Source organism: Pseudomonas sp. NFACC42-2 (genome assembly GCF_900116055.1).
Classification (GTDB): Bacteria; Pseudomonadota; Gammaproteobacteria; order Pseudomonadales; family Pseudomonadaceae; genus Aquipseudomonas; species Aquipseudomonas marginalis.
Window position 1 is genome coordinate 1 of record NZ_FOZO01000004.1, and the last position, 13,176, is coordinate 13,176.

The window sequence follows — 13,176 nt, forward strand, 5'->3', positions numbered from 1 at the left end:
TGCTGTCAAGTGATTATTTTCAGAAGCTTTCGAAGATTTCTTCAACAACTTCAACCACTTGCGCTTGCGATCTCTCGTCAGCGGGAGGCGAATTCTACAGCGTTACACGCTGCTGTCAACACCTCTTTTTCTCCGCTTTCGACCGAGAAGATCGAATCGTTAATAGTGTCAAACAACATGACGCCATCAACTCCTTCTGGGCTTCGATGAACTGAAGCAATCCGCTGCCTTATTCTGCATAACTCGTTGTTTACCAAGGAGTTTTACGTTTCGACTGCGCCGGAAGTGGGGCGAATTATAGACGTCCAGAATCTGCCGTCAACCATTAATTTGGTTTTTCTATCAATCAACTGAAGTTGATTAAAAAACCACCAAAATATGCTCCTCTATATAGAAGAGCCCCCCCCTAGATGACTCCCGCTTCTTTTAAAGCCTTCACATTCGCCAAGCCCAACCCCAACACATCCTGCAGCACCTTGGCCGTATGCTGCCCCAATAGAGGAGGCGCAGTACGGTATTCCACAGGCGTCTTGGATAACCGAATCGGACTGGCCACCAGCGGCACCACCCCTGACAACGCATGTGGCAGCTGTATCGCCAACCCTCTTGCCTTCACCTGAGGATCGGCAAACACCTGGGCCAGGTCATTGATCGGCCCACAAGGCACACCAACCCGCTCCAGTTGTGACACCCACTCAGCCGTCGTCTTGAAGACCGTAACCTGGCGAATCAATGGAATCAGCTCAGCGCGGTTGGCTACCCGAACCTTATTAGTAGAGAACCGAGGGTCATCCGCCCACTGCGGCTGCCCAGCCACTTCGGCGAACTTGCGAAATTGCCCGTCATTACCCACGGTCAATATGAAATCGCCATCCGCCGTAGGGAAATCCTGATAAGGCACGATATTCGGATGAGCATTACCCAGCCGTTTTGGCGCCGCTCCCGTGGCCAGGTAGTTCATCGCCTGGTTAGCCAGGCAGGCCACCTGCACATCAAGCAACGCCATATCGATATGCTGCCCACCACCGTCATGATCCCGATGCGCCAGCGCAGCCAGGATCGCCACTGTCGAGTAGAGCCCAGTGAGAATGTCAGTCAGCGCCACCCCTACCTTCACCGGTCCGGCGCCCTCCTCACCTTCCGGCCGGCCGGTAAGACTCATCAGCCCACCCAACCCCTGGATCATGAAGTCATACCCCGCCCGAGCGGCATAAGGCCCCGTCTGACCGAAGCCAGTGATCGAGCAGTAGATCAACTCCGGATTCACCTTCTTGAGCGACTCGTAGTCCAACCCATACGCCGCCAGTCCACCCACCTTGAAGTTCTCGATCAAGATGTCGGACTTGGCCGCCAGATCTCTCACCAGTTGCTGCCCCTCCGGCCGCGTAAAATCGATAGTCACCGACTCTTTGTTGCGATTCGCCGACAAGTAGTACGCCGCTTCACTCGTGTTCTCGCCATCCACGTCCTTAAGGAAGGGCGGGCCCCAAGCACGCGTATCGTCACCGCTACCAGGTCGCTCGACTTTGATCACCTCAGCCCCAAGGTCCGCAAGGATCTGCCCGGACCAGGGGCCTGCCAACACTCGCGATAAATCCAATACCCGCAGATGCGAAAGCGCGCCCATGCCGTTCTCCTATTAATAGAACGCCTGAAGACCGGTTTGCGCGCGCCCCAGAATCAGGGCATGCACGTCATGGGTGCCCTCATAGGTGTTAACCACCTCTAGGTTCACCAGATGACGCGCCACCCCGAACTCATCGGAGATGCCGTTGCCCCCCAACATGTCCCGCGCCATACGCGCGATGTCCAAGGACTTGCCGCACGAGTTGCGCTTCATGATCGATGTGATTTCAACCGCAGCCGTTCCCTCATCCTTCATACGCCCCAAACGCAGGCAGCCTTGCAGCGCCAGGGTGATCTCGGTCTGCATATCGGCCAGCTTCTTCTGGATCAATTGAGTTGCCGCCAATGGCCGGCCGAACTGCTGACGATCCAAGGTGTACTGGCGAGCGGTGTGCCAGCAAAACTCCGCAGCCCCCAAAGCCCCCCAGGAGATGCCATAACGCGCCGAGTTCAGGCAGGTGAAAGGGCCCTTCAAGCCGCGCACATCCGGGAAAATGTTCTCTTCCGGCACAAACACGTTATCCATCACGATCTCACCGGTGATGGAGGCGCGCAGGCCGACCTTGCCGTGAATCGCCGGCGCACTCAGGCCCTTCCAGCCTTTCTCCAGGACAAACCCACGAATATCCCCAGCATCGTCCTTGGCCCACACCACAAACACGTCCGCAATCGGGCTATTGGTGATCCACATTTTTGCGCCGCTCAGGCTGTAGCCGCCATCCACTTTGCGTGCACGAGTAACCATCGCGCCGGGATCGGAACCGTGATCAGGCTCGGTCAAACCAAAGCAGCCAATCCATTCGCCCGAGGCCAATTTCGGCAAGTACTTCTGCTTTTGCGCTTCGGTGCCGAACTCATTGATAGGCACCATCACCAGTGACGACTGCACACTCATCATCGAGCGATAACCGGAGTCGACGCGCTCAACCTCACGCGCAATCAGGCCGTAGCTGACGTAGTTCAAACCACTGCCCCCGTACTGCTCAGGAATCATCGCCCCCAGCAAACCGGTCTCACCCATTTCACGGAAAATCGCCGGATCGGTCTTTTCATGGCGAAAAGCTTCGAGCACACGCGGCGCCAGCTTGTCCTGGGCGAATTGCTCAGCACTGTCGCGCACCATGCGCTCCTCTTCGGTGAGCTGTTGATCCAGCAGCAGTGGATCGATCCAGTTGAAGCTTGCCTTGCCAGCCATGAATGAGTCCTCGCAAAGAAAAATCAGAAGTCGTGCATGGAGCCTAGGCCGGGCAGGCAGGGAGAGCAAACGAGGTTTTTGCATACGCTTGTGCTAATTTCTCACTTCGTAACACCTACAAGCTTCGCATCTGCACTTTTTATGTGAGGACAAGGTACATGCGTAGAAAAATCCCCAGCACCACGGCCCTTGTCAGTTTTGAAGCGGCAGCCCGCCACGAGAGCTTTACCAAGGCGGCGCATGAGCTTTCCATCACCCAAGGCGCCATTTGCCGACAGATCGCCAGCCTGGAGGAGTTTTTAAGTGTCGAGCTGTTTCGGCGCTCACGGCGCGGGGTAAAGTTGACGGAGGCGGGACTTTCATACAGCCGTCGCGTGGCCACCCAACTGGACGCCGTGGAGCGCGACACCCTGTCCGTCATGGGGCAGCAAGGCGCAAACACCATTGAACTGGCCGTAGTACCCACTTTTGGTACGCAATGGTTGATCCCTCGCCTCAAGGACTTTCAACGAGAGCATCCAGAGGTGACGGTAAACCTGACTAACCGCACGCGCCCCTTTCTGTTTGCCGATACAGAATTCGACGCAGCAATTTATTTCGGCGACGCAGATTGGTCCGGCACCGAATCCCACAGGCTCATGGGAGAAAATCCCGTACCCGTGTGCAGCCCGCGACTATTGGGCGAACTTGAGCGATTCACCCCCCAGGAGATTGCAGAACTGCCATTGCTGCAGCAGACCACCCGCCCTTACGCCTGGCGCCAATGGTTCAACGCCCAGCAACTGAACGTGCCCCGCGACATGACAGGCCCACGTTACGAGCTATTCTCGATGTTGTCTCAAGCCGCCATGCATGACATGGGTATTGCACTGATCCCGCCATTCCTTATCCAGCGAGAACTGGACGAACAGCGACTGGTGATCGCAAGCCCGCAGGCCCTGACCAGTTCGAAGGCTTATTACCTGATGATTCCTGACAGAAAAGTCGAATCAGCTTCACTGCACGCGTTCAGAGACTGGTTGATAGACCAATCGCAGCGCTACAGCCCCAGCATTTAAAAGACACGCCTCACATGCTGACTTTGTAGTCAGCTAAATTTCAAGCCTACAGATGTACGTATATGTCGCATTTAAGCAGACTGTACCTGTCAGCCTGAAACAAGGCTTAAAGCCATGATTTTCGTGGCTTGTAGCGACTCCTATCAGCCAATGCCCGACTATTCACAACAACGATGGAAAAAAACACACGAATCACCTGAAACCCTTTAAACACCTGTATTTAAAGAGGTTATTTCAGAGCGTTGCGACAATCAGTCACAGGGTGACTTGTAGTTAATTTTTCGTCACCCGTCATAATCCCTTGAAGGCCGTAAAGTTCGCCTGCAAAATGCCGCGCCCCGCTGTCATTTCAGCGGGATCGTGCTGATCGGCCGCCCCAGCTGCGCCACTCGCGGTGCACTGGCCTTTTTACAAAAAGATCAAAAGCAAAAAGATCATGCAGGAGATTTGACGTGCACATTGGTGTTCCTCTCGAAACCCAGACCGGTGAAACGCGGGTGGCTGCCACCCCGGAAACCATCAAGAAGCTGATCGGCCAGGGCCATAAGGTCACTGTTCAAAGCGGCGCAGGCCTCAAGGCCAGCATCGTCGACAGTGCCTATGAAGCGGCGGGCGCGACCATTGGCAATGCCGGCGATGCGTTTGGCGCCGAGCTGATCCTCAAGGTGGTCGCCCCCAGCGACAGCGAACTGGCGCTGATCAAAAGCGGCACCGTGTTGGTGGGCATGCTCAATCCGTTCAGCAACGAAACCATTGCCAAGCTGGCCGAGCAGGGCATCACTGCCTTTGCGCTGGAAGCTGCGCCACGTACCTCGCGGGCCCAGAGCCTCGACGTGCTGTCTTCCCAGGCCAACATCGCCGGTTATAAAGCCGTGTTGCTCGCCGCCCATCACTACCCGCGTTTCATGCCGATGCTGATGACCGCCGCTGGGACGGTGAAAGCCGCACGCGTGCTGATCCTCGGCGCCGGCGTCGCGGGCCTGCAGGCGATCGCCACGGCGAAACGCCTGGGCGCCGTGATCGAAGCATCCGACGTGCGACCTGCGGTAAAAGAGCAGATCGAATCCCTTGGCGCCAAGTTCGTCGACGTGCCCTACGAAACCGACGAAGAACGTGAATGCGCCGTCGGCGTCGGCGGTTACGCGCGTCCGATGCCCACCAGCTGGATGCAACGTCAGGCCCTGGCCGTGCACGAACGTGCGAAGCAGGCCGACATTGTCATCACCACCGCCCTGATCCCCGGCCGCAAAGCACCTACCTTGCTCAGCGCCGACACCGTCGCGCAGATGAAGCCCGGCTCGGTGGTCATCGACCTCGCGGCCGCCCAGGGTGGCAACTGCCCGCTGACCGTCGCCGACCAGGTGGTGGTGGAGAACGGCGTGATCATCTGCGGCCCGACCAACCTCGCCGGCGCCGTCGCCGCCGATGCGTCGGCCTTGTATGCGCGCAACCTGCTGGACTTCCTGAAGCTGGTCTTCAACAAGGAAGGGCAGCTTGAAATCAACCTCGAAGACGACATCGTCGCCGCGTGCCTCATGTGTCGCGACGGCCAAGTCATCCGTAAAAACGCCTAAGCAGGGATTCAGACGATGGAAGAGCTTATCTCCCCCGGTATCTACAACCTGATCATCTTTGTGCTGGCGATTTATGTCGGTTACCACGTGGTCTGGAACGTAACGCCCGCACTGCACACACCGTTGATGGCAGTGACCAACGCCATTTCAGCGATTGTGATTGTCGGCGCCATGCTCGCTGCAGCGCTGACCGTTACGCCACTGGGCAAGACCATGGGCACACTGGCTGTGGCCCTCGCAGCCGTGAACGTGTTCGGCGGTTTCCTGGTAACTCGCAGGATGCTGGAGATGTTCAAGAAGAAAGCCCCGAAAGTAAAAGAAGAGGCGCCGAAGTAATGAGCATGAATCTGGTGACGACGCTGTACCTGATCGCGTCGATCTGCTTTATCCAGGCCCTCAAAGGCCTGTCGCATCCCACTACGTCGCGACGCGGCAACCTGTTCGGCATGCTCGGCATGGCGCTGGCGGTACTCACGACCGTGGGCCTCATCTATAAGCTCGGCGCTGAGCTGGCCACCGCCGGTATCGGCTACGTGATCGTCGGCCTACTGGTCGGGGGCACCGCCGGCTCGATTATGGCCAAGCGCGTAGAAATGACCAAGATGCCCGAACTGGTCGCCTTCATGCACAGCATGATCGGCCTGGCCGCGGTGTTTATCGCGATTGCCGCCGTGGTCGAGCCGCAGTCCCTGGGCATCGTCAAACACCTGGGCGATGCGATCCCGGCGGGCAACCGCCTGGAGCTGTTCCTCGGCGCGGCCATCGGTGCGATTACCTTCTCCGGTTCGGTGATCGCATTCGGCAAGCTGTCGGGCAAGTACAAGTTCCGCCTGTTCCAAGGCGCACCGGTACAGTTTGGCGGCCAGCACAAGATCAACCTGGTGCTCGGCCTCGCAACCCTGGGCCTGGGCCTGGCGTTCATGTTCACCGGCAACCTCACCGCCTTTGCGCTGATGCTGGCATTGGCGTTTGTGCTCGGCGTGCTGATCATCATCCCGATTGGCGGCGCCGATATGCCGGTTGTTGTGTCGATGCTCAACAGCTACTCCGGCTGGGCAGCGGCGGGCATTGGCTTCTCGCTGAACAACTCGATGCTGATCATCGCCGGCTCCCTGGTGGGCTCCAGCGGCGCGATCCTGTCGTACATCATGTGCAAGGCGATGAACCGCTCCTTCTTTAATGTACTGCTCGGCGGTTTCGGCAATGCGCCGGATGCCGGTGCCGCAGCCGGCTCTAAAGAAGCACGCCCGGTAAAATCCGGCTCAGCCGACGACGCCACGTTCCTGCTGACCAACGCCGACACCGTGATCATCGTTCCAGGCTATGGCCTGGCAGTGGCACGGGCACAGCATGCCCTGAAGGAACTGACCGAGAAACTGACCCACCGTGGCGTGACCGTGAAATACGCGATCCACCCGGTGGCCGGCCGTATGCCTGGGCATATGAACGTCCTGCTGGCCGAAGCGGAAGTGCCTTACGACCAGGTGTTCGAGATGGAGGATATCAACTCCGAATTCGGCCAGGCTGACGTGGTGCTGGTGCTGGGCGCGAACGACGTGGTCAACCCGGCCGCCAAGAACGACCCCAACTCGCCGATTGCCGGTATGCCGATCCTGGAAGCGTTCAAAGCCAAGACCATCATCGTCAACAAGCGCTCGATGGCCAGTGGTTACGCCGGGCTGGATAACGAACTGTTCTACCTGGACAAGACCATGATGGTCTTTGGTGATGCCAAGAAGGTCATCGAAGACATGGTCAAGGCCGTCGAGTAACACTGCGCCAGAGCAATACCCGAAACCCTGGCCTCCAGTAGGCTGGGGTTTTTTATTACCCCATGAAACCCGACCAAAGGCTCTAAATCGCTGCCCCGCATTCGACCATGGTAGCGGGCCGAAACTTTTTGAAATCACTACACTGCCCACCTTGCTTCCGTAGCCTGAGATAACAATTCATGTACCGTGATCGTATCCGCTTGCCTTCGTTGTTGAACAAGGTCATGAGCGCGGCAGACGCCGCCGCACTGATCGAGGACGGCATGACCGTCGGCATGAGCGGCTTCACCCGTGCCGGTGAAGCCAAGGCCGTGCCCCACGCCCTGGCCGAACGCGCCAAGACGTCCCCGCTGAAAATCACCCTGATGACCGGCGCCAGCCTGGGTAACGACCTGGATAAGCAGTTGACCGAAGCCGGCGTGCTGTCCCGCCGCATGCCGTTCCAGGTCGATAGCACGTTGCGCAAGGCGATCAACGCCGGCGAAGTGATGTTTATCGATCAGCACCTGTCGGAAACCGTCGAGCAACTGCGCAACAACCAGCTCAAGCTGCCGGACATTGCCGTCATCGAGGCCGTTGCGATCACCGAACAAGGCCATATCGTGCCCACCACGTCTGTGGGTAACTCCGCCAGCTTCGCGATTTTCGCCAAGCAAGTAATCGTCGAGATCAACCTGGCACACAACCCGAATCTGGAAGGGCTGCACGACATCTATATCCCGACCTACCGGCCAACCCGTACGCCGATCCCGCTGGTAAAGGTCGACGACCGCATCGGCAGCACCGCGATCCCGATCCCGCCGGAGAAGATCGTCGCCATCGTGATCACCAATCAGGCCGACTCAGCCTCCACCGTGACACCACCCGACAGCGACACCCAGGGCATCGCCAACCACCTGATCAACTTCCTCAAGCAGGAAGTGGACGCCGGGCGCATGACCAACAAGCTTGGTCCGCTGCAGGCCGGGATCGGCAACATTGCCAACGCAGTGATGTGCGGTCTGATCGATTCGCCGTTCGAAGACCTGACCATGTATTCGGAAGTGTTGCAGGACTCGACGTTCGACCTGATCGACGCCGGCAAACTGAGCTTTGCCTCGGGCAGCTCGATCACCTTGTCGGAGCGGCGCAATGCCGACGTGTTCGGCAACCTGGAGCACTACAAAGACAAGCTGGTGCTGCGCCCGCAGGAAATTTCCAATCACCCTGAAGTGGTGCGGCGCCTGGGCATTATCGGCATCAACACGGCGCTGGAGTTCGACATCTACGGCAACGTCAACTCCACCCACATCTGCGGCACGCGGATGATGAACGGCATTGGCGGTTCCGGCGACTTCGCCCGCAACGCGCACCTGGCGATCTTCGTCACCAAGTCGATTGCCAAGGGCGGCGCGATTTCCAGCGTGGTGCCGATGGTCAGCCATGTGGACCACACCGAGCACGACGTCGACATCCTGGTCACCGAAGTAGGCCTCGCGGACCTGCGGGGCCTGGCGCCACGGGAGCGAGCCCGGGTGATCATCGACAACTGTGTGCACCCGGCCTACCGCGATGCGCTGAACACTTACTTCAACTCGGCCTGTGCTATCGGTGGGCACACCCCACACATCCTGCGCGAAGCACTGAGTTGGCACATTAACCTGGAAGAAACCGGGCATATGCTCAAGGCTTGATTGATACAGATTCGAGCTGACGCAAACACAGTTTCGTCAGCTCGATGCCACACCCCTTGCTTCTTGAAAAAACTGTACTGCTGTACCGGTCATTTCCTACCGAAAATTCCCACACTCATACCATAAAATGCCTATTTCGCACTATTTCAGTGCGGACAGGTACAGTTGCCCCATTTCCGTACAGTACAGCACCTGTAAACAGTTAACTGGCCCCTCACAATACAGGTGAACTGTATCTAGAGAGTCTTGCGCCGGAGGAGGATCATTGGCATCAGTTAAACCACTACCTAATCCCGCCACAAGCGGAAGGATGTCATCATGGAACGTACACTCAGTTCCGAACTGTTCTTCGAAGAAAAAGCTGTAAACACCCAGGCTTCCCTGCCTTTGCGCGTTCTCGCCAACCTGATGTTGTGGCAGCGCCGCATCTCCAGCCGCCATCAACTGGCTCGTCTGGATTCGCGTCTGCTGGCTGATGCCGGTATCAGCGAAGCTCAACGCTACGAAGAGCTGAGCAAGCCGTTCTGGCGTTAATTGACGCCCGCTGGCCCTGACCTACCGGGTCCACTGCCAGCACTGATTTGTCAAAACAAAGCCCGCCCCGGGAGACCGGAGGCGGGCTTTGTTGTTTCGGGGACAGCCTTGTTCCAGGCTAGACAGAAGCCATTCATCTAAACCAGTACAGTTCAAAAAATATAACAGTTAAGCGGTACAATTAAACATTGGTGTATCTGTAACGGTCAGAGCCACTCGCCCACCATGGTGTTCCAGGACCTCAGGAAAGGCGCTCACCATGGACACCCAACCCTCTCTCTATAAACGGCTGTTACACAGGACAGCTTCCACGCTGGCCAAATGGCTCCGCCACGCCTACGAACGCCGCCAACTGGCGCAGCTCGATCTTCGAGAACTCTCCGATGTCGGCATCAGCCCGGGAGACCGAATGGCCGAGCTGTCCAAGCCGTTCTGGCGAGACTAGGCAGTCAAGAAGCTTTCCGAACGGATAAACAGCGGCTTAATATCCAGCCACAACGTGGCGAACCGTTTAGGACAGGCGTCTGATTCCCAATGGCTGCCCTGCGCCACCTTATTCGTTCACCTACAGGAGTCACCCCATGTCCCGTATTCGCCTGCTGAGTGCTGCTGCCCTGCTGGCCCTGGCCACCAACGCCAGCGCCTCCAGCTTCATCGTGACCACCGATTCCATCGTCGGCGCCCTGAAGGCTACTTCCGACGCCACCTCCGATGCCACTTCGTCACTGCGGGATAACAAGGTCGTGCGCGCCGCCCGTGACGACGCAGCCAGCTTCGTCGCAAGCGAAGGCGCCATTCGTGGTGTGAAGCTTGAAAGCGCCCTGGCCCAGATCCGCCAACAGGCGCCGCAACTGAACATCGCGACTGACGCACAGCTGGCCCAAGCCATCCTGGCTATTTGAGTGAGTTGACACAGTTGACACAAAGGGAGCGCCCGTCGCTCCCGATGCCGCCGCACTGGCTCTCGCCCGGGCATTACGCTAGCCTTGGCGCTCGCTTTCAATTGTCGAGTCCCATGGCTTTTTCATACCGCCTGCTAATAGTCCCTGTGTGTTTGTGTGCCAGCTGGTCGCCATTGGCTTCGGCCTTGGACGTGACCATCCAAGGTACCGTCGCGAGTGCGTACGCCACCAGCAAGGTGACCTCCGCGCCTTTCGACCGGAAAGTAGTCGTGGCGGCCCAGGATGATGCCGCTGCGTTTATCGCCACTGACGGCCAATGGCGGGGCGTACGGCTCGAATCCGCACTGGATTACCTGCGCCGTACCCATCCAAAACTTAACGCCAGCGACCTTGAACTGGCGCAGGCAATTCTCGTCCAATAATCATCTTTGTATTTCGGAGTCATTCCATGCGTAGCCCGCTGATCGCCGCCACCCTTGGCCTGCTGTTGTTGGCCGACGTTGCCCAGGCACATACCCTGGTGGCCACCAGTAACATCATTGTTCGCGCCTCTGGCCGCACCATTGATTTCACTTCGGACACCACCACCTCCATCCGCGACTCCAAAGTCGTGCGCGAAGCCCACGATGACGCGGCCAGTTTCGTCGCCACCAACGGCGAGATCCGCGGCGCACAGTTGGAAGCCGCCTTCGACACCCTGCGCACCCGCCTGCCGGAAGCGCGCGATGCCAGCGACCAGACCCTCGCCGAAGCCATTCTCGCTCTGTGAGGCGCCTTGTCGCCTGGCTCCTGGCCGGGACTGTGCTGTTGTGTGCCAGCGCAGCCCAGGCCAGCCTGCAACTGCGGCTCAAGACAGATGGCTTGAGCCCGACCGAACAGCAGGCCAGCCAGGCATTGCTCGATGAGGCGATGCGTTCGCTGCCACCGCGCTTCGTCGAGCAGTTGGACCGGCGCATCGATGTCGGCTGGACCGACAAGATGCCCGAAAATGCCTACGGCCAGGCTTCGTTGGTGTCCGAGCTGGACCTCAACCGCAACCTGCTCGACAGCCTGACCGACGGCAGCGCCGCCACGCAGAAAACCAATCGCCCCCACGGCACCGTGCGCCGGGAAATGCTCGCCACCGTGCTGCATGAACTGACCCACATCTATGACCGTGCGCGCCTGTGGCCCAAGGACGAACGCGCGCTGATCCAGCGTTGCAGCCGCCAGAACAACATCACCGGCCTGATCGGCCTGCCCGACCAATGTCGTGGCCAGAATGACCGGCGCTTCACCCTCAGCGATGACCCGCGCCTGCTGGACCTGGCGGGCTGGCCGCAATATGTCGGCCGTCGCGGTGAGCGCGAACAATACAACCGTCAGGTCGCGCGCAGCCCGGATATCTACGAAACCACCAGCCCGCTGGAATTCGTAGCGGTCAATATGGAGTACTTCCTCCTCGACCCAAGCTATGCCTGCCGACGCCCCGCGCTGTTCCGCTATTACAAGGACCACTTTGGCTGGGCCCCTCCGGAACAAGACACCTGCGCCAAGACCTACGCGTTCCTCAACGCCGGCAACGATTTCGCCAAGACACCCCTGGGCCACGTCGACCCCGAGCGGGTCTACGAAATCGACTACCTGCTGGCCGAAGCCAACCAGAACCTGGTCAGCCGCTGGGGCCACAGTATGTTGCGCCTGGTGATCTGCGCGCCGGGCCGCCCCCGTGGGCCGGACTGCCGGCTCGACCTGGACCAGCACCTGGTGCTGTCCTACCGCGCCTTCGTCGGCGATGTACAGCTGTCCAGCTGGGACGGCCTGGTGGGCAAGTACCCGTCACGGCTGTTCGTGTTGCCGCTGGCCCAAGTGATTGACGAATACACCAAGACCGAACTGCGCGGCCTGGCGTCCGTGCCGCTGAAACTGTCACGCCAGGAGATCAACGACACCGTCGAGCACGCCGCCGAAATGCACTGGAGCTATGACGGCAACTATTACTTCCTGTCCAACAATTGCGCGGTCGAAAGCCTGAAACTGCTGCGCAGCGGCAGCGCCAACCCGCAGCTGACCGGCCTGGACAACATCACGCCGAATGGCCTGCTGGAAGTGCTGCAAGCCCGCGGCCTGGCGGATACCAGCGTACTCAACGACAAACGCGAGGCCATGCGCCTGGGGTATCACTTCGACTCCTTCCGCGAACGCTACCAGGCTATGTTCGACGTGCTGCGCAAACACCTGCCGATCAAACAGACCCAGGTTGAAGACTGGCTGTCCCTCAGCGCCGAAGAGCGCCGGCAGTGGTTTGACCAGGCCGACCTGCGCACCAGCGCCGCACTGCTGCTGCTGGAACAGGCGAGCTTTCGCAAACAGCTGATGCTGGCCCAGGACGAAGTCAAGCAACGCTACCTCGGTGCACGCGAGCTGAAAAACGGCGGCATGGAGAAAGCCAACGCCACACTGCAGCAGATCCTCGCCAACAGTGGCTTCCTCAGCCGTCCGGCAGAACTGCTGGGCAGCGGTGGCTATGGCCTGCCGCAACCATCGGAAGCCAAGCGCCTGGAATCGGAAAGCGCTGAGCGCCAGAAGCAGCTGCAATCGCTCACCGGCGAGCTGGATAAAGAGGTGAGGGCGCTGCTGGAGCCGTCCCGCGCGGCCGAAATTGCCGCGTGTGAAGCCAACCTCAAGCAGGTGGGTGAACACCTGCGCAAACTGCACAAAGCAGCGGGCGGTCTCGAGCTGCCCTGAAGTACACGGGATAAACACATTCCCATGTGGGAGCAAGCCCCCTCCCACATTTGCAATGTGTACACCTGCAGACCGTACATCTTCCCACCACCAACTGTTTTGCCAACGAAAGCTG

General features: G+C 58.9%; 13 protein-coding genes. 11 read left to right on the forward strand and 2 right to left on the reverse strand.

Translation table 11 applies throughout. The features are described from left to right. Positions 1–406 precede the first annotated feature (406 nt). Together BM416_RS10805 and BM416_RS10810 are read right to left on the reverse strand one after the other, a co-directional pair. Positions 407–1,627 (reverse strand): CaiB/BaiF CoA transferase family protein, encoded by a 1,221-nt coding sequence (locus BM416_RS10805; RefSeq protein WP_092488064.1) that lies wholly within the window; start codon positions 1,625–1,627, stop codon positions 407–409. Between the two features lie 12 nt (positions 1,628–1,639). Beyond that, complete coding sequence (locus tag BM416_RS10810; protein ID WP_065937843.1) at positions 1,640–2,821, reverse strand: acyl-CoA dehydrogenase; 1,182 nt, start codon at positions 2,819–2,821, stop codon at positions 1,640–1,642. A 158-nt stretch (positions 2,822–2,979) separates the two neighbouring features. Here BM416_RS10810 and BM416_RS10815 point away from each other — a divergent pair, with 158 nt between their 5' ends. The 11 genes from BM416_RS10815 (at position 2,980) to BM416_RS10865 (ending at position 13,061) form a co-directional block, all read left to right on the forward strand. Beyond that, positions 2,980–3,879: a LysR family transcriptional regulator gene (locus BM416_RS10815; protein WP_141156404.1), complete on the forward strand. Its 900-nt coding sequence runs from the start codon at positions 2,980–2,982 to the stop codon at positions 3,877–3,879. A 452-nt stretch (positions 3,880–4,331) separates the two neighbouring features. Beyond that, entirely contained in the window at positions 4,332–5,453 is a 1,122-nt protein-coding gene (locus BM416_RS10820; protein WP_092488070.1) for a Re/Si-specific NAD(P)(+) transhydrogenase subunit alpha, read from the forward strand. Between the two features lie 15 nt (positions 5,454–5,468). Further along, positions 5,469–5,789 (forward strand): NAD(P) transhydrogenase subunit alpha part 2, encoded by a 321-nt coding sequence (locus BM416_RS10825; protein ID WP_003187417.1) that lies wholly within the window; start codon positions 5,469–5,471, stop codon positions 5,787–5,789. Next, on the forward strand, positions 5,789–7,225 hold the full coding sequence (locus tag BM416_RS10830) for an NAD(P)(+) transhydrogenase (Re/Si-specific) subunit beta (RefSeq protein WP_027608003.1): 1,437 nt from the start codon (positions 5,789–5,791) through the stop codon (positions 7,223–7,225). Before BM416_RS10825 ends, BM416_RS10830 begins: the two co-directional genes overlap by 1 nt. A 179-nt stretch (positions 7,226–7,404) precedes the next feature. Further along, the gene (locus tag BM416_RS10835) at positions 7,405–8,898 is read left to right on the forward strand and encodes an acetyl-CoA hydrolase/transferase family protein (protein ID WP_092488073.1); all 1,494 of its coding nucleotides are present in this window, start codon (positions 7,405–7,407) and stop codon (positions 8,896–8,898) included. Positions 8,899–9,216: 318 nt separating this feature from the next. Beyond that, positions 9,217–9,432, forward strand: coding sequence for a DUF1127 domain-containing protein (locus BM416_RS10840; RefSeq protein WP_003187413.1), 216 nt, complete (start codon positions 9,217–9,219; stop codon positions 9,430–9,432). Positions 9,433–9,691: 259 nt separating this feature from the next. Continuing rightward, on the forward strand, positions 9,692–9,877 hold the full coding sequence (locus BM416_RS10845; protein ID WP_027608005.1) for a DUF1127 domain-containing protein: 186 nt from the start codon (positions 9,692–9,694) through the stop codon (positions 9,875–9,877). 136 nt (positions 9,878–10,013) lie between these two features. Continuing rightward, complete coding sequence (locus BM416_RS10850; protein WP_092488076.1) at positions 10,014–10,334, forward strand: DUF2388 domain-containing protein; 321 nt, start codon at positions 10,014–10,016, stop codon at positions 10,332–10,334. A 113-nt stretch (positions 10,335–10,447) separates the two neighbouring features. Beyond that, on the forward strand, positions 10,448–10,756 hold the full coding sequence (locus BM416_RS10855) for a DUF2388 domain-containing protein (RefSeq protein WP_092488236.1): 309 nt from the start codon (positions 10,448–10,450) through the stop codon (positions 10,754–10,756). A gap of 26 nt (positions 10,757–10,782) precedes the next feature. Next, the gene (locus BM416_RS10860) at positions 10,783–11,103 is read left to right on the forward strand and encodes a DUF2388 domain-containing protein (protein WP_027608008.1); all 321 of its coding nucleotides are present in this window, start codon (positions 10,783–10,785) and stop codon (positions 11,101–11,103) included. Beyond that, positions 11,100–13,061, forward strand: a complete 1,962-nt coding sequence (locus BM416_RS10865; protein ID WP_092488078.1) for a DUF7844 domain-containing protein — start codon at positions 11,100–11,102, stop codon at positions 13,059–13,061. The genes BM416_RS10860 and BM416_RS10865 overlap by 4 nt, the downstream gene beginning before the upstream one ends. Positions 13,062–13,176 lie beyond the last annotated feature (115 nt).

What these genes read in the sequence shown, in the direction of transcription:
- BM416_RS10805 (WP_092488064.1), bottom strand. Translation starts at nt 1,627, where the DNA reads ATGGGCGCGCTTTCGCATCTGCGGGTATTGGATTTATCGCGAGTGTTG.
- BM416_RS10810 (WP_065937843.1), bottom strand. Translation starts at nt 2,821, where the DNA reads ATGGCTGGCAAGGCAAGCTTCAACTGGATCGATCCACTGCTGCTGGAT.
- BM416_RS10815 (WP_141156404.1), top strand. Translation starts at nt 2,980, where the DNA reads ATGCGTAGAAAAATCCCCAGCACCACGGCCCTTGTCAGTTTTGAAGCG.
- BM416_RS10825 (WP_003187417.1), top strand. Translation starts at nt 5,469, where the DNA reads ATGGAAGAGCTTATCTCCCCCGGTATCTACAACCTGATCATCTTTGTG.
- BM416_RS10830 (WP_027608003.1), top strand. Translation starts at nt 5,789, where the DNA reads ATGAGCATGAATCTGGTGACGACGCTGTACCTGATCGCGTCGATCTGC.
- BM416_RS10835 (WP_092488073.1), top strand. Translation starts at nt 7,405, where the DNA reads ATGTACCGTGATCGTATCCGCTTGCCTTCGTTGTTGAACAAGGTCATG.
- BM416_RS10840 (WP_003187413.1), top strand. Translation starts at nt 9,217, where the DNA reads ATGGAACGTACACTCAGTTCCGAACTGTTCTTCGAAGAAAAAGCTGTA.
- BM416_RS10845 (WP_027608005.1), top strand. Translation starts at nt 9,692, where the DNA reads ATGGACACCCAACCCTCTCTCTATAAACGGCTGTTACACAGGACAGCT.
- BM416_RS10850 (WP_092488076.1), top strand. Translation starts at nt 10,014, where the DNA reads ATGTCCCGTATTCGCCTGCTGAGTGCTGCTGCCCTGCTGGCCCTGGCC.
- BM416_RS10855 (WP_092488236.1), top strand. Translation starts at nt 10,448, where the DNA reads ATGGCTTTTTCATACCGCCTGCTAATAGTCCCTGTGTGTTTGTGTGCC.
- BM416_RS10860 (WP_027608008.1), top strand. Translation starts at nt 10,783, where the DNA reads ATGCGTAGCCCGCTGATCGCCGCCACCCTTGGCCTGCTGTTGTTGGCC.